Annotated in this window: 16 protein-coding genes and 1 pseudogene; 14 read left to right on the forward strand and 3 right to left on the reverse strand. The window is 69.9% G+C overall.

Features of this window, described 5'->3' with window-relative positions:
- Positions 1-3 precede the first annotated feature (3 nt).
- Together BBK82_RS21720 and mutM are read left to right on the forward strand one after the other, a co-directional pair.
- Entirely contained in the window at positions 4-204 is a 201-nt protein-coding gene (locus BBK82_RS21720; RefSeq protein WP_030467960.1) for a hypothetical protein, read from the forward strand.
- Position 205: 1 nt separating this feature from the next.
- Positions 206-1063, forward strand: a complete 858-nt coding sequence (gene mutM / locus BBK82_RS21725) for a bifunctional DNA-formamidopyrimidine glycosylase/DNA-(apurinic or apyrimidinic site) lyase (RefSeq protein ID WP_065916645.1) — start codon at positions 206-208, stop codon at positions 1061-1063.
- A gap of 81 nt (positions 1064-1144) precedes the next feature.
- Here the strand turns inward: mutM and BBK82_RS21730 are convergent, their stop codons facing one another.
- Positions 1145-2101: a hypothetical protein gene (locus tag BBK82_RS21730; RefSeq protein WP_154697423.1), complete on the reverse strand. Its 957-nt coding sequence runs from the start codon at positions 2099-2101 to the stop codon at positions 1145-1147.
- Positions 2102-2347: 246 nt separating this feature from the next.
- On the opposite strand from BBK82_RS21730, the gene BBK82_RS21735 reads away from it, so the two are divergent.
- The 4 genes from BBK82_RS21735 (at position 2348) to BBK82_RS21750 (ending at position 7806) form a co-directional block, all read left to right on the forward strand.
- Positions 2348-2941 carry a hypothetical protein gene (locus BBK82_RS21735; RefSeq protein WP_065916647.1) on the forward strand — a complete coding sequence of 198 codons (594 nt, stop codon included), beginning with the start codon at positions 2348-2350 and terminating at the stop codon, positions 2939-2941.
- Positions 2938-4035, forward strand: coding sequence for a hypothetical protein (locus tag BBK82_RS21740; protein ID WP_065916648.1), 1098 nt, complete (start codon positions 2938-2940; stop codon positions 4033-4035). Before BBK82_RS21735 ends, BBK82_RS21740 begins: the two co-directional genes overlap by 4 nt.
- Complete coding sequence (locus BBK82_RS21745; protein ID WP_065916649.1) at positions 4032-5198, forward strand: OmpA family protein; 1167 nt, start codon at positions 4032-4034, stop codon at positions 5196-5198. The genes BBK82_RS21740 and BBK82_RS21745 overlap by 4 nt, the downstream gene beginning before the upstream one ends.
- Positions 5199-5658: 460 nt before the next feature.
- Complete coding sequence (locus BBK82_RS21750) at positions 5659-7806, forward strand: ATP-binding cassette domain-containing protein (protein ID WP_065916650.1); 2148 nt, start codon at positions 5659-5661, stop codon at positions 7804-7806.
- Here the strand turns inward: BBK82_RS21750 and BBK82_RS21755 are convergent.
- Positions 7786-9087: a TIR domain-containing protein gene (locus tag BBK82_RS21755; RefSeq protein ID WP_065916651.1), complete on the reverse strand. Its 1302-nt coding sequence runs from the start codon at positions 9085-9087 to the stop codon at positions 7786-7788. The two genes, BBK82_RS21750 and BBK82_RS21755, sit on opposite strands and share 21 nt — an antisense overlap.
- Positions 9088-9199: 112 nt before the next feature.
- On the opposite strand from BBK82_RS21755, the gene BBK82_RS21760 reads away from it, so the two are divergent.
- The 6 genes from BBK82_RS21760 to BBK82_RS21785 all read left to right on the forward strand — a co-directional run bounded on the left by BBK82_RS21760 (position 9200) and on the right by BBK82_RS21785 (position 13414).
- The gene (locus BBK82_RS21760; RefSeq protein WP_065916652.1) at positions 9200-9832 is read left to right on the forward strand and encodes a DUF4230 domain-containing protein; all 633 of its coding nucleotides are present in this window, start codon (positions 9200-9202) and stop codon (positions 9830-9832) included.
- Positions 9829-11229: a TIR domain-containing protein gene (locus BBK82_RS21765; protein ID WP_065916653.1), complete on the forward strand. Its 1401-nt coding sequence runs from the start codon at positions 9829-9831 to the stop codon at positions 11227-11229. Before BBK82_RS21760 ends, BBK82_RS21765 begins: the two co-directional genes overlap by 4 nt.
- On the forward strand, positions 11226-11834 hold the full coding sequence (locus BBK82_RS54225) for a PASTA domain-containing protein (RefSeq protein WP_065916654.1): 609 nt from the start codon (positions 11226-11228) through the stop codon (positions 11832-11834). Before BBK82_RS21765 ends, BBK82_RS54225 begins: the two co-directional genes overlap by 4 nt.
- 139 nt (positions 11835-11973) lie before the next feature.
- A complete protein-coding gene (locus BBK82_RS21775; RefSeq protein WP_053736906.1) occupies positions 11974-12297 on the forward strand; it encodes a PadR family transcriptional regulator in 324 nt (107 codons plus the stop codon).
- Complete coding sequence (locus tag BBK82_RS21780; RefSeq protein WP_065916655.1) at positions 12294-12533, forward strand: HAAS signaling domain-containing protein; 240 nt, start codon at positions 12294-12296, stop codon at positions 12531-12533. The genes BBK82_RS21775 and BBK82_RS21780 overlap by 4 nt, the downstream gene beginning before the upstream one ends.
- On the forward strand, positions 12530-13414 hold the full coding sequence (locus BBK82_RS21785) for a hypothetical protein (protein WP_065916656.1): 885 nt from the start codon (positions 12530-12532) through the stop codon (positions 13412-13414). Before BBK82_RS21780 ends, BBK82_RS21785 begins: the two co-directional genes overlap by 4 nt.
- 35 nt (positions 13415-13449) lie before the next feature.
- On the opposite strand, the gene BBK82_RS21790 is transcribed toward BBK82_RS21785, so the two are convergent.
- Entirely contained in the window at positions 13450-13890 is a 441-nt protein-coding gene (locus tag BBK82_RS21790; RefSeq protein WP_053736904.1) for a MarR family winged helix-turn-helix transcriptional regulator, read from the reverse strand.
- Positions 13891-14221: 331 nt separating this feature from the next.
- On the opposite strand from BBK82_RS21790, the pseudogene BBK82_RS21795 reads away from it, so the two are divergent.
- Both BBK82_RS21795 and BBK82_RS21800 read left to right on the forward strand, forming a co-directional pair.
- A pseudogene (locus BBK82_RS21795) lies at positions 14222-16709 on the forward strand (sensor histidine kinase).
- The gene (locus BBK82_RS21800; RefSeq protein ID WP_065916657.1) at positions 16706-17386 is read left to right on the forward strand and encodes a response regulator; all 681 of its coding nucleotides are present in this window, start codon (positions 16706-16708) and stop codon (positions 17384-17386) included. The pseudogene BBK82_RS21795 and the gene BBK82_RS21800 overlap by 4 nt, the downstream one beginning before the upstream one ends.
- Positions 17387-17388 lie beyond the last annotated feature (2 nt).

Consider the following 17388-nt stretch of genomic DNA (forward strand, 5'->3'; position numbering starts at 1 on the left):
GCGATGTATGCGACCAGGAACCGCACCAACCGCCGCACCCGCACCGTCCGCGGGCCGGTGAACACCTCCCGCAGCGGAGGCATCCAGGGACTTGTGCTGGTCAGGGACACGAGCCGCGCGGGCGTGTGGGTGCTCAAGCCCACCAAGCCGCAGGCCGCCGTGATCGAGGCGCAGCCCGTCGACGAGGGCAAGTCCGAAGCCTGACGTGCCCGAACTCCCAGAGGTCGAGGTGGTTCGCCTCGGCCTCGAAGCCCACGTCGCCGGCCGGGTCATCTCCTCGGTAGAGGTGCTGCACCCGCGTGCCATCCGGCGGCACGACCTGGGCTCCGCGGACTTCTGCGCGCGCCTGGCCGGTCAGCCGATGACCGCAGCCAGGCGCCGCGGCAAGTACCTCTGGGTGGAACTGGCCGACAAAGCCGCCATGCTCGCCCACCTGGGCATGAGCGGCCAGATGCTCGTCCAGCCCGCTGAGGCGCCGGACGAGAAACACCTCCGCGTCCGGTTCCGGTTCGCCGACGGCGGCCCGGAGCTGCGCTTCGTCGACCAACGAACCTTCGGTGGCCTCGCCCTGGCCGAACTGGTCGAGGTCGACGGCACCCTCGTCCCCGACACGGTCGCGCACATCGCCCGCGACCCGATGGACCCTCTTTTCTCCCGTGATGCTGCCGTGCGCGCGTTGCGCCTGCGTCACACGGAGATCAAACGCGCCCTGCTCGACCAGACCCTCGTCTCCGGCATCGGCAACATCTACGCCGACGAGGCCCTCTGGCGCGCCAAGCTGCACGGCACCCGGATGACCGACAAGCTCACCAAGGTCAAGGCCGCCGAGCTGCTCGACCACGCCACCGACGTGATGCGCGAGGCACTGGGCCAGGGCGGCACCTCGTTCGACGCGCTCTACGTCAACATCAACGGCCAGTCCGGCTACTTCGACCGGTCGCTCAACGCCTACGGCCAGGAGAACCGGCCGTGCAAGCGGTGCGGCACGATGATGATCCGCGAGCCGTTCATGAACAGGTCGTCGTTCTCCTGCCCGCGTTGCCAGCCGCGCCCGCGCCTCTGAGTCCCGAGTTGTTGCCTCAAGCAGCTGGAAACGGGAAACCTCTGTCCCCGGCCGGCCTCTTCTGGCAATCCTTGACAGGTGCTACGCGAATTCCCACTGAACTCCGTAGGAAAGCCCGCCGACGAGGTTGGTGAAGTCGGCGCGCACTTCGTTCGCGAGGTCGACCGGCAACAACTTGGACGATGGGACAGCGTCCGCGACAACGCTGTGCGGCACTCCGTCGTGCCGCCACACCAAGTGTGGTCGCCGATCCGGTGCGAATCGCACGATCACGCTGAGCCGACGGCAGTCGCGATACGGCACATAAACGTATCGCGGTGCCATCCGCTGTCCGGGTGGGATGCGGTGGATGAGCCCCAGGGTATGTCGCTCGTTGCGGTGCAGACGTTTCGGCAGTCGCACGACCGTCTGGAAATTCGTCGTCGACTCCCGCAGCTGACCTGCGAACAGCCCGCCGAACCAGAGGTCGGTCTGCAGGCCGACCCGGTTCCCCTGGCCGGGCTCGCGCGGCACGTCGACCGACGTCGAGATCTCGTCCAGCGTCTCGGCGGTGACCATGATGCGCCTGCGCTCGTAGGCGACCGGTGTCTCCTGGTCCAGCCGCAGCACGACGTCGAACGAGTCGATGTACCAGCCGTTCCCGCCGTATCCGGTGCCGGACAGCTGGCCGGACCCGGTGACGGCGTGCTCGGCGATGGCCTCGAACGCCTTGTCGATCCGCCTGCGGGCCGTCCTGGCATCGCACACGAGGATCTTCGCGAGCAGGTCGATGCGGTCGGTGAGGTTGATGTCGGCTGCGTCCTCGGTGACGTTCAGGCCGTGGCGGGCGGCCGTCCGCAGCTCGGCGGGCAGTCTGGCGACCAATTCCTCCAGGTATCCGACCAGCTTCCGCCGCAGTGTGATGACGTCGTCACCGGATGCGTCGAACAACTCGCAGAACTCGGGATCGAGTCGGGTGTCCAGATCACGATTTCGCACACCGAGGTTCTTCCGCAGGCTCACCAAGTTCGCGGCCACCAGGGCCACCAAATCGTCCACGACCTGCATTCTGCTACGTCATGCGTCCGGATACGGGGCAGAAACGTGACAGCTGCCGGTCAGAACTGACAACCGGCGTTCCTTTCATGTCATGTCGCCGTCAGTGACCATTTCCCAACATGCACCACCTGGATGGTCTCAGTGGACACCCGAGTGGACGCATTCCCTTCACGGCATCAGAGGACGACCTTGCGAGACTGGACGCGGCCGCCCGCGGAACCACTCAAATATCGCTGGTACGAACGAATGACCGATCGGCGTCACGGCAGGCGCGACGGCCGCGCCGGCCTGTCCGGCGAGACCGGCTGGCTGCGCGCGTTGCGCAAGCTCACCACTGAGCGGATGAACGCCGACCTGCTGCAGTGCGAAAGCGACCTGGCTGAGCTCGTCGACCGCTGGACCACCGCGGCAGGCCCGGTCGAGGCGCTTCGCGACCGCGTCGCACGCGCGGAGCAGGAGCTCGCCGAGGCCGACAAAGACCCCGACCTGGACTGGCCGCCGCGCCTGGCCGACGCCAGACACACCGTCGAGTTCGCGCGCAACCGCCGCCGCAACGCCCACCTCGCGCGTCGCGAGGACGCCGCCCGCCGCCACTACGAGGCCCAACGCGCCCTCGGCGAGGTCGTCCAGCTCGTGTCGATGCTCCAGCGCGAGATCGACCAGCTCAAAGAGGTCATCGCCGTGCGCAGGGACATGGTCAGAGCGCACGGCTCACGACGTATCGCCTGCTACTGGCAGCACTACGCGCGTGCCCACCGCGACCACGCCAAGAAGGCCGGCGAGACACCGCCACGAGACCCCGATCTGCCGTGGGACGACGAGGGAGGGCAGCGGCTGTGAGTGTTGCGCGCAAGCCGGAGGAGCCGCAGTCACTGGAGTTCACCCCGTCCGCCGTGGACGAGGCGGCGGCGCGGGCCGAGGTCGAACGCCTGGCCGAAGGGCTGCGGCACTCGGTCGACGAGGCTGTCGGGCACCCGCTCGACAACCTGATCAACGCGTGGTCGGACAAGTGGGTCGCCGACGCCGAGGCCGAGCACGCCACCTACCTGGCCAGGGTCGAGGCCCCGCTCGGTGCGGCGAACACCCGCCTCAACGAGCTGGACGTCGTGCGCACCCTGGCCGCCAGGCGGGTCGACGAAACCGAGCAGGCGCGTTCCGCCGCCGTGGCGACGCTCGACAACGACAAGCCGCTGCTGGGCGGGCGGCCGCGCGCGACCTACCTGCACGTGCTCGCGCTGCTGTTCACGGCGGGTGCCGACGTGGCCGCGTTCATCCTGGTGGTGAACCGGATGGGCGGGCAGACGTTCGTCAACGCGATGCTCGTCGTCGGCCTCAGCGTGTGCGTCCTCTACCTCGCGCACACGGCCGGCACGCTGGTGCACAAGAAGAAGTACGTGCTCTCGGCACTGTGCCTGGTCGTGTGGCTCGCGGTAGGCCTGCTCGTGGCCTGGATCCGGCTGATCACGCCGTCATCGGTGAGGACGCAGGGGAAGCTCACGCTTGGCACGTCCCAGCGGGTCGCGGAGAACCCCGACTACGCCTATGCGGGCGCCGGGATGTTCCTCGCGCTCTACATCGGTGGCGGGCTCGCCGCGTGCATCGGCGCCTACCTCACCCACCACGAGGGTCGCAGCAGCTTCGTCGCGACGGTTCGCGCGAACCGCAGGGCCGCGGACCAGCTCAAGCAGACCGAAGGCACGCACGGGGACGCGCGCAAGGTCTGGCAGGCCCAGGTCGCGGCCCGCGACGCCGCCGCGAAGGTGCTGGCGCAGCAGGTCGCCCGGCGGCGTGCGCTGGCGGAGGAGCTCAAGCAGTACGCACGGGTGCTGTTCGCGCAGAAGGCCCGCGACCCGTCGGTGACCGACGCGATCCTCGCCCAGGACCACCGCCCCTACGACTACACCACCAACGGATCCTCCGGAAGGCCCTCATGAACCGCCTGCTCGCAGCGCTGGCCGTCGCCGTCCTCGTCCCGATCACCGCATGCGAGTCGGAGACCCCGATCGCCGCACCGAACTTCACGCCCTGCACCGTGTCGCACGACCAGCCGCTCGCCATCGCGGTCGGCGCGAGGGCCAACGTGCCCAACCCGGAGCCGCCCGAGGCGGTCAACGACCTGATGACCGGTGTGGCGCGGGCGCACCAGCCGATCACGCTGGTCCGGGTGGACGGCAAGCCCGAGTACGTCTTCACCGAACCCGCCCCACCGCGTGGCGACAACCCGCAGACCGAGGCCGAGGCGGTGCAGGGGTACCTGGACCAGGTGACGGCGGCGTTCGGCGAGAAGATCCGCGCGCAGGTGGCCGAGGTGAACGTGCTGCGCGCGCTGACGATCTCAGCGCAGAAGGTCGGGCCCGGCGGAACGATCGTGCTGATGGACTCCGGACTGCAGACGACAGCGCCACTGCGGTTCGGTGCGGACGAGGTGCTGACCGCGGATCCGGCCGAGGTCGCGCGGTTCCTCGCCGAGGAGAAGCAGCTGCCCGACCTGTTGGGCCGCAGCGTCGTCCTGGTCGGGCTCGGGCTGACCGCGGACCCGCAGCCGCAGCTGGACCCGAGGTGGGAGAACAACGTCTTCGACATCTGGAAGGCCGTGGTGGAGGCGGCCGGCGGATGCGCGGCGAAGGTGCTGCACGGCTCGACCTCGGCCGCCGCGGTCGACTCGCCGACGGTGGCGGTGGTGCAGCCGCCGAAGCCGAAGGAGCCGAAGACGTGCGGCACGGTCGAGCTGGGCGAGGCGGACAACATCTCGTTCAAGCCGGACAGCGCCGAGTTCCGCGACCCCGCGGCGGCGAGGGAGACGTTGCAGCGGCTCGCGGACACCATGCGCGCCAAGAAGCAGAAGGCCGACCTCATGGGCACCACGGCGAGCGTCGGCCCGCCGGCGGGACGGGTCGAGCTGTCGGCACGGCGCGCGGACGCGGTGAAGTCCGTGCTCGTGGACCTGGGCATCCCCGGTGACACGATCACCACCAGGGGCGTCGGCACGAACTGGCCGGGACACGTCACCGACACCGGACCCGGCGGGGCGTTGCTGCCGGGACCTGCCGCGCGCAACCGCAAGGTCGTCGCGACCCTGACCTGTCTCGAGCAGTGATGTTCTGGACGTGGTGGCACGGGACCCGCGACGGCCGCCTCGGCATCCCCAACCCGGGAGCGCGCTCGACCCCGCACCGGGAGGTGTTGATCCGCGGCGCGCACGAGGCGTTCGAACGCGAACGGGTCGAGCACGAGGCGCTGTCCACCGCTGACCGCGAGGAACTGGTGCGGCTGCGGACGTTCCGCATCCACGTCACCGACCGGGTGCGCCGGGCCCAGGCCGAGCTCGAGCTCGTGGCCGTGCCACCGTCCGAGGCGGCGCTCACCGCACGGCGACCGGGCGAGGCACGCAGAGGCGCGGCGATGGTCAGGATGCGACGCGGCCGCGAGCACCTGAAGGCGGTCGCGGCCGCGGACGGTGCGGCCGGTCCGCCCAGGCCGACCTCGACCGGCTGGACGCGGAGATCGCGGCGGTCGAGGACCGGGTCGAGCGGCACCTCACCGTCGCGGCGGCGCGGGTGCGGCGGATCCACCGGCTCACGCACCGGCGGATCGCGGTGTACCTGCGGGCGCTGGTGCGGGCTCATCCACGCGGACCGGCCGCGCTGGCCGGGTTCGACCGGCTCGACCCCGGCCTGCCCCGCTGGGTCGAGCCCGGACGGGTGCGGCCCGAGTCGCCCGACCCCGCGCCACCCCGGCCGAGTCCGGAGCCGCAGGGCGAGGACGTGCAGCGCTTCCCGTTGCGGCACGGGACGTTCATCGGCCACCACGAGGACTGCCAGGTCCGCATCCACGGCTACCACGTCGCCGGGAAGCACGCCGTCATCGAACGCCGCGGTGATCATTGGGAGCTCCGCGACCTCGGGCACTCCGACGGCACGTTCCAGGGCGGCCGGCCGGTGCGGCGCACCTCGCTCACCGCCTTGTCGGTCTTCGACATCGCCGACCACCGGTTCCAGATCAGCAAGGACGAGCTGGAACTGGTCGTCACGCCGCTCGGCGAGTGCGACCTCGTGGTCCACGACCTGTCCGACGTCACGAAGAAGGACGCCCGGCCGCGGCTCGTCGAGATGTCGCTCGTCCAACGGGAACGCACGGTCCTCGCCGTGCTCGGTCCGTCCGGCGCGGGCAAGAGCTCGCTGTTCGCGGCGTTGCTCGGCGAGCTGGAGACGGCCGGTGGCCACCTCTACTTCGAGGGGCTCGACGTGCGGACGCACCGGGAGCAGCTCAGCAGCAAGCTCGGCTTCGTGCCGCAGGACGACAGCATGCACCGGGCGTTGACCGTCGAGTCGCTGCTGAGGTTCGCCGACCGGCTGCGCAGGCCGTCCGACCGCCGCCAGGAAGGCGATCCGGTCGCCTCGGTGTGCGCGGACCTGGGGCTCACCGAGCACATCGGCAAGCCCGTGCACAAGCTTTCCGGCGGCCAGCGCAAACGCGTCTCGGTCGCGTTGGAGATGCTGAGCGAACCCAAGCTGCTGATGCTCGACGAACCGACGTCCGGCCTCGACCCCGGGATGGACCGGGACGTCATGGAGATGCTCGCGGCCTACGCGGACAGAGGCGGCACGGTCGCGCTGGTCACCCACGCGACCGAACACCTCCACCTCGCCGACCAGGTGCTGGTGCTCGCTCCCGGCGGACGCCCGGTGTACTGCGGCCCACCCGGTGGTGTGCTCGGCACGTTGCAGGTGCCGACCTACGCGGACCTGATGAAGTTGCTGGAGGACAAGAAGAACAAGGAGGTCGTCGACAGGTTGGTGGCCGAGTACCGGGCCGGTCCGGTGGTCGAACGCGCGAAGCGGGCCGTGGAGGAAGCAGCCGCACGGCAGACCACCGAGCAGGAACCGGATCGCCGGCGCGGCAAGCTGCGGTCGTTCCTGCACCAGCTGCCGATCCTCGTCGCGCGGCAGGTCGTGCTGACGTTCTCGTGGCCGGGCGGGATGATGCCGTTCCTCATCGCGGGCATCGCCGCGGTGATCGCGGCGGTGGTGTCGAAGGACGGGGCGCTGGGCGCCGGTCCGACGACCGAAGCGACCACGGCGCTGAGCATCCTGGTCACGTTGTGCGTGCTGACCGGGCAGGCGCTGAGCTACAGCAACCTGGTCGAGGAGCACAACGTCGTGGTGCGGGAACACCGCACCGGCACCATCACCGCTGCCGTGGTGCTGTCGAAGTGGCTGGTGTTCGCGGTCATCGCGGTCGTCCAGGCGGTGATCGCCGCAGGCGTGTTCGTGTGGTGGCGCAACGCACCCGCGCATGCCGTCACGGGAATGCCGACGTCGGTCGAGCTGATGTTCGACCTGGGCGCGACGAGTGTGGCGGCGATGTCGCTGGGGCTGCTCATCTCGGCCTGCTGCAAGGACCTGAAGACCGCGGTGACCGTCACATCGCTGGTCGTCGTGGCCCAGGTCGCGCTCAACGGGGTGACGACCGACCTCTCCGGCGGCACCGGGGTCGCCTTCGTGGCCGCGCTGCTGCCGGCCAGGTGGGGGCTCGCGGCCGCGGGGTCCACCGTGGACCTGCGCACGATCTCGCCGGTGGCCTACCGCGACGAGCTCTGGCTGCACGGGAAGGTCCAGTGGCTCACGGACCTGGGCTGGCTGGCCGGGCTGACGGCGGTGTTCGTGTCGGCGGCAGTGATCGTCCTAGGCAGAAGGCTGCGGTGAGCCGTCTTGGATGCGCTGGATCTGGATCTGCACCTCGTCGGCGACGTTGCGCCGCACCCAGCTCTGCCTGCGGTACGCGGCCGCAATGATGCCCCACAGCGCTCCGGCCGTGACCACGAGAGCCGTCGCGGGAAGCCACAGCACCATCGCCGGCAACGCCGCCGCGGTCAGAAAGCCGAGCGAGCCCGCCGTCCACACCGCACCGACCTGCAGCACCACGAAGTGGTCCGCGGTGAGCCAGCTCCACCACGTCCTGCTCGCATCCCTGGCGAGGACGTCGGCGGCGTTCTCCAGGTGCCGGAGATGCCATCGCACCCGGTCCTGGTCGCCGGCGGACCGGTGTCTGCGCAGCAGGCGCTCCAGCTCCCTGCGCACCGGGGCGGGCTTCACCGGTTCCGTCAGCCGCACCGGCCAGTGGTCCTCGCGGAACTTCTCCAGCTTGTACTGACCGATCACCAGGAACACCAGGTACAGCACGGCGAACCCGGTGACGAGGACCAGGAACGGGCGGAAACCCGGTTCGACCGGCGAGCTGAACACGATCGCCGCCGTCATCGCCACGAGCAGGGTGCCCGCCGGTGCGGCCACGAGGAGGTAGTACCGGGACGGGTCGAGGTCCTGCGCGAGCTGCTCGGCGGCGTTGACCGGCTTGCGCAGCGCGAGGACCACCGAGACGGCGATCAGCGTCGCGACGAGCACGATGATGCCGAAAAGTCCTGCCGCGAACGCTGTTTCCCGAGCACTCGCCGGAACCGCCACCACCGGGACGGTGAACGCGGCAGCACCGAGCAGCCCGGCCAGCGGCGCGGCCCACGGTCGTGCCGGCGTCTCGCCGACCGCGGCGCGGCGCTGTGGTTCGGCGGCGATCTTCTCGCACAGCGCGGCGTGGCCGGGGTCGTCGCGCAGGCGGTGCGCCTGGAAGTTCGCGAGCTCCCTGATCGAGCGCGGCAACTCCTGCGCCCTCGGCATCTTCGCGCCTTCCAAGAGCAACGGGATGATGGTCTTGCCGGCCGCGAGCGCCCACCGGATCTCGTTGTGCACCCAGTCGGTCCCGTCGGTCTTGAGCTCGCTCGCCCAGCCGGGGTGCACGACGACGACCACCACGTCGGAGCGACCGAGGTGGCGGCGCAGCTGGTTGGGGTAGCGGCGCCCGTGCCCGATCGTCGCGGAGTCGAGGAAGACGTTGTTCTCCCCGAACCGTTCGACCAGCCGCTCGTAGAGCGTTCGGACCAACCCGATGCGCTCGTCGTGCCGCCGGTAGTTGAGGAAGGTGCCGCCCATGTCGAGCGACCGTAGTGGCACGGGCACCGGACACGACATGACAGACGGACGGACCGATGTGGCGACTCCTTGTCATGTAAAAGGAAGCAGGTGACTCCGCACAATGCGCGGCATGAGCTTGGTCAAGATGCGCTGGGTGAAGCCCGGTCTGATCTCCCTCGCAGTCCTGCTGGTGCTGCTGGCCGCGCTTCAGCTGACCAGCGGCCTGACCGGCTGGTCCCCCTTCCAGACCACCACGATCGACCGCAGCCACCCCGCCGTGCTGCAGGAGCTGCGCGACCTCAGCCAGTACCACGCGGCCACCGGCGACTACGAGGTCGTCGTCGACATCGAGAAGGACGCGCCCTGGATGCCCGACTTCCTCGCGGGTGAACGCACCCTCTTCGTCGGCGCCGGAACCGTGAACGCCTACGTGGACTTCGGCGAACTCGTCGAGGAGATGCTGGTCATGTCGCCGGACGGGAAGTCCGTCGAGGTGCGCATCCCCGAACCCGTGCTCGACAAGCCGAACCTCGACAACGAACGCAGCTACGTCTTCGACCAGAAACGCGGCCTCTTCAACCGGCTGGGCGCCGTGCTCGACACGAAGAGCCAGCAGGAGTTCTACCTGGCCGCGGAGAAGCGGATCGCCGACGCCGCCGCCGGTTCGCAGCTCCGGCAACGCGCCCGCGACAACACAAAAGCCATGCTCACGGGTCTGCTGCGAGCGTTGGGGTTCGACGTCACGGTCGTGGAGGCCCGATGAGCGGCGGCATCTTCGTCAGCTACCGCAAGAACCACAAGGGCGGCCGGCGCGGCCACGCCCTCGTGGTCGACGCGTTCATCGAACGTCTCCGTGCCCACTTCGGGGCGGAGAAGGTCTACGCCGACACCGGTCTCGTCGCGGGTGACCACTACCCGACCATGCTGCGGAGCTGGCTGGCCGACTGCGAGGTCATGCTCGTCTTCATCCACGACGAGTGGCTCGCGGACCTCGTCGAGCGCAAGGACGACAGGGACTGGGTGCGGTACGAGATCCGCAAGGCGCTCGAGCGCGGGATCTACGTGCTCCCCGTCCTGCTCGACAAGGCCACCTTGCCGAAGAAGGACGACCTCAAGGAGGACTTCCCCGACATCGAGGAGCTCGGCAACCAGCAGTACTGGCCGATCAACTTCGGCAAGTGGCAGTACAGCGGCGGAGAGCTGATCCGCCTGCTCGAAGGCCGTGTCGCCCGGGACGAACTGCCTGTGCCGCACCGGCCGGACCCGGTCGCGCCCAGGAGCGTCGTTCCGGTCGTCCTCGCCGCACTGCTGGGGCTGGCGGCGCCGTGGCCGCTGGTACACCTGCTCGTTGCGGAGGCGGAGCTGCGGCCGGTTCTGCTCGTCGCGCTCGCACTGGCACTCGTGTTCCCGTTGGTGCTCCCGCTCGCCACGGTGGCGGTCGTCCACGCTGGCAGGCGCAGGCTCGACGAGAGCGACAAGCACCTGGCCGCGCTGGCGCACGACCAGAAGGTGAACGCCACGGTCGGCCTGTTCGTCGCCGGGATGGGCGCTTTCGTGCTGTTCATCAGCAACCTCGTGTCGTGGCAGTGGCAGCTGCTCGCGGTGGCGGTGATCGTCGGCTTCGCCGTCCTGGAGGGTGACCGCTGGATGCGTGACCAGCGCAACGGTGAGCGGTGGCCGTACCCCCGGCTCGCCCCGAACCCCGCTGCCGTGCGTGGCGCGCTCGCCCACGTCGAGCGCTTCATGAGCGAGCGCAGACCACTGCTGACCAGGGCACAACGGGAACAGGTCGAGTTCGCGCTCGCCCAGGTCGAGTGGGCGGTGGACCGGCTGGCCGAGCTCTGTGCGCTGTCCCGGTGGGACTGGTGGCGCCGGTCCGCCGTCTGGCTGCCCGCGGTGCACCTCCTGCTGCTGGCGTCGGTCGTGGGCTGCGCGGTCGGTGCTGTCGTCGAAGGCGCCGGGAGCTACACCTGGTTGCTCGTGGCCGCCGTGGTCGCGGCCGTCGCGTGCCACCTCGTCACGGTCGACCGCGCCCACCGGTTGCAGCGCTGGCGCAGGCGGGTCGTCGTCGACGCCACCCCCGCCGAGGTGGAGCGCCTGCGCAAGGTGCTCGCCGAGATCAGCATCCCGCCCGCCGCCCGTCAGGAGACCGAAGGATGAAGACCGCGATCGTGCTGCTCGCACTCGTGCTCGCCGGGTGCGGGAGCACGCCGACGACGAGTGGCCCGACCACTCAGCGAGCGACCACCACCCCGCCTTCGTCCACCGCGAGCGGGGTGAAGGTGCCGAAGGTCGTGGACATGCGGCTGTCCGAGGCACGGGAGCTCCTGCGGGCGCAGGGCTACCGCGTGGTCGAGGAGGACGCGACCGGTCAGCAGCGGCAGGTCCTCGAACCGCTGAACTGGGTCGTCACCGCCCAGTTGCCGGAGGCCGGTGCCGAGGCGCTGAGCGGGACCGAGGTGCTGGTGAAGGTGAGCAAGCCGACGGACACGTCCGCGAGCCAGGAGCCGCCGAAGAAGGGCGCGGTGCCCGACGTCGTGTGCCTGGACCTGCAGAAGGCGCAGGACACCTTGCAGGCGGCCGGCTTCTTCGTGCTGTGGTCGGAGGACGCGACCGGGCAGGGCCGGCAGCAGGTCGTCGACCGGAACTGGGTGGTGGTCAGCCAGTCGGCACCCGCGGGCAGCACGCCCGATCCCAGCACCAAGATCACGCTCGGGGCGGTGAAGTTCGGCGAGCCCACCGGTTCGTCGGGGTGCAAGAGCTGACCCACGCCAACCTCGCGGCGGCCTCCCACGTCCTTCGACCTGGGAGGCCGCTGTCGTGTGCCGCAGAAGCTCCAACGGGTTGGACAGTACTGTGCGATGCGTAGTAGTGTCCACGGCGCAACAGCGGGTCGGAGGGGCCATGGACACCAGTCAACTGCTCAAGGGGGTGCTGGACCTGGCCGTGCTTGCGGTTCTGCGCAAGGACGACGGGTACGGCTACGACGTGGTGCGCAGACTGCGCGCCGGGGGATTGAACGACGTGGGGGACGCGTCGGTGTACGGCACGCTGCGCCGGCTCTACAACGCGGGGATGCTGACCTCGTACGTGGTGCCGAGCGAAGAAGGTCCCCACCGCAAGTACTACAGCATCAACGAGCCCGGGCGGCTGCGCCTGGCCGAGTCGAGGGACACGTGGCGGTCGTTCGCCAGCACGCTGGACGGCTTGCTCGGGGAGGTCGCATGAACACGCAGGCACTCGGGGTGGAGCAGTACGTGGCCGGGATGCGGGCCGCGCTCGACGACCTGCCGCCTCACGAGGTCGCCGAGATCATGGAGGACGTCGAGGCGCACGTCGCGGAGCTGACCTCCGAGCTGGGCGAGGGCGAGACGCTCGAGCAGCGGCTGGGGCCGCCCGAGCAGTACGCGCAGGAGCTGCGGCAGGCAGCCGGGTACCCGCGCGGACCGAGCGGTTGCCGGTGACGGCGAAGCAGCCGTTGCTGAGCCGGCCGCGGATCGCGGCGTGGGGGCTCGCGGGCGCCACGGGCATCACGCTGCTCGCGGGGGCCGCGGCGCTGCGGGAGCCGGCGGTGCTGTTGTTGCCGGTGGTGATCCTGGTGCTGAGCCTCGCGCTGGTGCAGGACCGCGGTCCGGCGCAGACCGAGGTGATGAACCTGCGCGAGACGATCAAGGTCAAGGAGTGGCTGACGCCGCAGGAGGGCACGCCGGCCGACCGCGCGCTCACCTACCTGCGGTCGCTGCAGCCGGCGTGGTGGCTGGTGCGGGCCGGTCTGATCGGGCTCGCGGCCGTGCTGCTGGCCGCCGGTGACATGCTCGGGTTCCTCGCGCTGGCCGCGATCGCCGCGGTGTCGGTGTTCGCGGCGCCGCGGGCCAAGGTCGACCGCCGCTGGCTGTGGTTCAGCCTGCCGGTCAGCGCGCTGGCGGTGGGCGTGCTGTTCTCGGTGGTCGACGTGGCGTCGTACCAGCTGCGGTTCGGCAACGCGGCGAGGCAGTCGTACTCGGCCCCCGTCATGCGCGAGCACCAGAACATCTACGCCTACGACGAGAACGGCAAGCTGCTCACCAACGTGCTGCTGTACGACCAGGACGGGCAGCCCATCAACGCACCTGAGCGGTACTACGGCTGCAACAACCGGGGTGACGAGCCGATGATTCCGGCGAACCGCTATCCGCGGCCTGAGGTCAACTACGAAAACGGTGCGTGTTACACCGTGACACCGAGCGTGGACACTCCGTCATCGCCGCCGAGTTCGACGGCCACGACGGGTTCGGGCGCGCCACAGCCTTCGAGCGGCGCACCTTCCAGCTCGGTAGCACCCACATCGGTGTCACCTAGCAAGTAAATGCCGGGAGCGGGGCCCGTCGGGGGGCCCCGCTCCTACTTGTTTTCCTGCGGTTCGGCCAGGTGGCGCAATACGGGCATGGCCGCTCGCAGGAGTTCACGGTCTTCCGGCGAAAGCTCGGACATTCTTTCACTCAATAGTTCGGCTTCGCCGTGAGCAAGCGACAGGATGGTGTCGCGACCGACTTCGGTGAGCACGACAATCGTGGCTCTGCCGTCGGCGGCGTCGGGCTCTCTGCGGACGAGTCCGGTCGACTCCAGGCTGGTCACGACCGTTGTCGCGGTCGGCTGCGAACACAGCGCGCGCACCGCGATCTCGCCGATCCGCATCGGGCCGTGGGTGCTCAGTTCTGACAGCACCAATAACTGGGTGGGTTGCAGACGACGGGCCGGAGCGGCCTGTCGAAGACTTCGCACCAGCCGGTGCACGGCCACCACGAGTTGAAGTGCCTCGTGGTTGGTGACGGTGGTGGGCATCGTTTCTCCGCGCGCATGTGATTGTCCGAATTCGGACACGAACCCTGGCACTTTCCCTCATTCACGCTCCGCGCGCTATCCGCCAACTGCCGATAACCCATTCGGCCGTTGTGGTGACCGGGGGTGGCACAGCGCGTGTCTGACACAGTTGAATGTGCTGGTAAACGGCGTAAAAAGCGCTATGCCGTTCACTCGAACGGGCGGCGTGCGACGGCATGATTCCGACTGGACAGAACATGTGACAAAGATCGGTGAACGAGTCCCCGTGTGACCGGGTGGCCCAGTGCGTACCCCCGAACGGCCGGTGGGTGCACGGGAGCAGACTGACGAGGTGAGTGTGCAACGCGGACGTGGCGAGCTCCGCATCTACCTCGGTGCCGCACCCGGTGTCGGCAAGACGTTCGCGATGCTCGGCGAGGCGCACCGCCGCCGGGAACGCGGCACAGATGTGGTCATCGGATTTGTGGAGACGCACGGCCGCGCGAAGACCGCGGAACTGGTCGCGGGACTGGAAATCGTGCCGCGCCGGCACAGCACGCACCGCGGGGTCGAACTCTCCGAGATGGACGTGGACGCCGTGCTGGCCCGTGCGCCCGAGGTCGCCGTCGTCGACGAACTCGCGCACACGAACGCGCCGGGATCGCGTAATGCAAAAAGGTGGCAGGACGTCGAAGAACTCCTGGATGCGGGCATTGACGTGCTCTCGACCGTCAACGTGCAGCACCTGGAATCGCTCAACGACGTCGTTCAGCGCATAACCGGTGTGCCGCAGCAGGAAACCGTCCCGGACGAGGTCGTCCGCAAAGCAGAACAGACCCAGCTCGTCGACCTCACACCGGAAGCCTTGCGGCGCCGGCTTGCCCACGGTGACGTGTACGCGGCCACCAGGATCGACGCGGCACTGGGCAACTACTTCCGCGTCGGCAACCTGACGGCGTTGCGCGAGCTCGCACTCCTGTGGGTGGCGGACCAGGTCGATGTCGCTTTGCTGCGTTATCGGGCAGAACAGCGGATAACGGACACCTGGGAGACGCGAGAACGAGTCGTCGTCGCCATCACCGGCGGCGGGGAGAGCGAGACGCTCATTCGCCGCGCGCGCCGCATCGCCACGCGCGCGGGTGGCGACCTTCTGGTCGTGCACGTCCTACGCGGTGATGGGCTGGCAGGGGCCGACCCGCACGCACTGCAGAAGTACCGCAAGCTCGCCGAGGACGTCGGAGCCACGTTCCACACCGTTGTGGGCGATGACGTGCCCACCGCGCTGCTGGAGTTCTCGCGCGGAGTGAACGCGACCCAGCTCGTGCTCGGCACCTCACGCCGTTCGCGGCTCGCGCGCGTGTTCTCCGCCGGCATCGGGTCGACGGTCGTGCAGGAGTCCGGCGCGATCGACGTCCACATGGTCACGCACGCGGCTACCAGCGGGGGCTGGCGGGCGCGGTTCGCCGCGAGCCCGCTGCGGCCCGGCAGGCTCGCGTGGGGCTGGTTCCTGGCCGTCGCGGGACCGGCGGTGGTCACGGCGGCGGGCGCGACGCTGCGGGAGGGCCTGAACTTCTCGACGAACGTCATCGAGTACCTGCTGGTCACGCTGGTCGTGGCGATCGTCGGCGGGCTGGGTCCGGCGATCGCCGCCGCGCTGGTCAGCGCGTTGCTGCTGAACTACTTCTTCACCGAGCCCATCTACACGTTCACCATCAACGCGCAGCAGAACGTGCTGACGTTCGTCGCGATGATCATCGTGGGCGTGTCGACCGCGTTGGTCGTCGACAACGCCGCCCGGCGCGCCACCCAGGCCGCGCGCGCTCGCACCGAGGCCACGCTTCTCGCCTCGTACGCGCGCACCGTCCTGACGAACCCCTATCCGCTGGCACGGCTGCTCGAGAAGGTGCGCGAGAACTTCGGGCTGGCGTCCGTCGCACTGCTCGAACGGTCCGATGGCGGATGGCAGCGCGTGGCCGCCGTGGGCGCGCACCCGCCGGACGAGCCCGACGAGGCCGAGATCGACGTCGCGGTGACCCCCGAGGTGCACCTGGCGGCCCGGGCGCTCGCTGCCGGCGTCGGACCGGCGGGTGCTGGAGGCGGCGGCCGGCCAGGCCCTGCTCGCGCTGCGGCAGCAGCGGATGGCCGACCAGGCGCTGGACGCGCAGCGGCAGGCGTCGCGGACCGAGCTGCGCACCGCGTTGCTCTCCGCCGTCGGGCACGACCTGCGCACCCCGCTGACGTCGATCAAGGCGGCGGTGGGTGCGTTGCGCGACCCGGAGCTGACGCTGTCGGACGAGGACACCGGCGAGCTGCTGGAGACCGTGGAGGAGTCCGCCGACCGGCTCACCGGCCTCGTCGACAACCTGCTCGACTCCTCCCGGCTCGCCACCGGCGCGGTCGAACCGCAGTTCCGGGCGGTCGGCTACTACGAGGCGGTGGCGCTGGCGTTGCGCGGCCTGACCGGCGACGTCGAGGTCGACGTGCCCGAGTCGCTCCCGCCCGTGCGCGCCGACGTCGGACTCCTCGAACGGGTGATCGCGAACGTGGTGGGCAACGCGCTGCGTTACGCCGGTGCCGTGGCCGTGCGAGCCAGTGCCCACGGCTCCGACGTCGAGCTGCGCATCGTCGACCACGGCCGCGGCCTGCCCAGCGGGTCGGCGGACGCGGTGTTCGCCCCGTTCCAGCGCCTCGGCGACCGCACACCGGGTGGCGTTGGTCTCGGCCTGAGCGTGGCGAAGGGCTTCACCGAGGCCATGGGAGGCACGATCACCATGGAGGACACACCCGGCGGCGGCCTCACCGTGGTGATCGCCCTGCCGGCCGATGAGGGGGACCTGTGACGAAGGTGCTGGTCGTCGACGACGAGCCGCAGATCGTGCGCGCGCTGCGGATCAACCTGTCCGCCCGCGGCTACGAGGTGCTCACGGCGCCCGACGGTGCGACGGCGCTGCGGCTGGCCGCCGACGGCAGGCCCGACGTCGTCGTCCTCGACCTCGGCCTGCCCGACATGGACGGCACCGACGTCATCGCGGGCCTGCGCGGCTGGACCACGTTGCCGATCATCGTGCTGTCCGCGCGCACGGACTCGCACGACAAGGTCGACGCGCTGGACGCCGGTGCCGACGACTACGTCACCAAGCCGTTCGGCATGGACGAGCTGCTGGCCCGCCTGCGTGCCGCCGTGCGCCGCTCGGCCGTCACGGGGCCCGAGGACGAGCCCGTGGTGACGACGGCCTCGTTCACCGTCGACCTGGCTGCCAAGCGGGTGCTGAAGGACGGGCAGGAGGTGCACCTCACGCCCACCGAGTGGGGTCTGCTGGAGGTGCTGGCGCGCAACGCCGGCAAGCTCGTCGCGCAGAAACAGCTGCTGCGCGACGTCTGGGGTCCCGCGTACGAGAAGGAGACGCACTACCTGCGGGTCTACCTGGCCCAGCTGCGGCGCAAGCTGGAACCGGAGCCCGCCCGGCCGCGGCACCTGCTGACCGAACCGGGCATGGGCTACCGGTTCGAGCCGTAGGA

The organism is Lentzea guizhouensis (genome assembly GCF_001701025.1).
Lineage (GTDB): Bacteria > Actinomycetota > Actinomycetes > Mycobacteriales > Pseudonocardiaceae > Lentzea > Lentzea guizhouensis.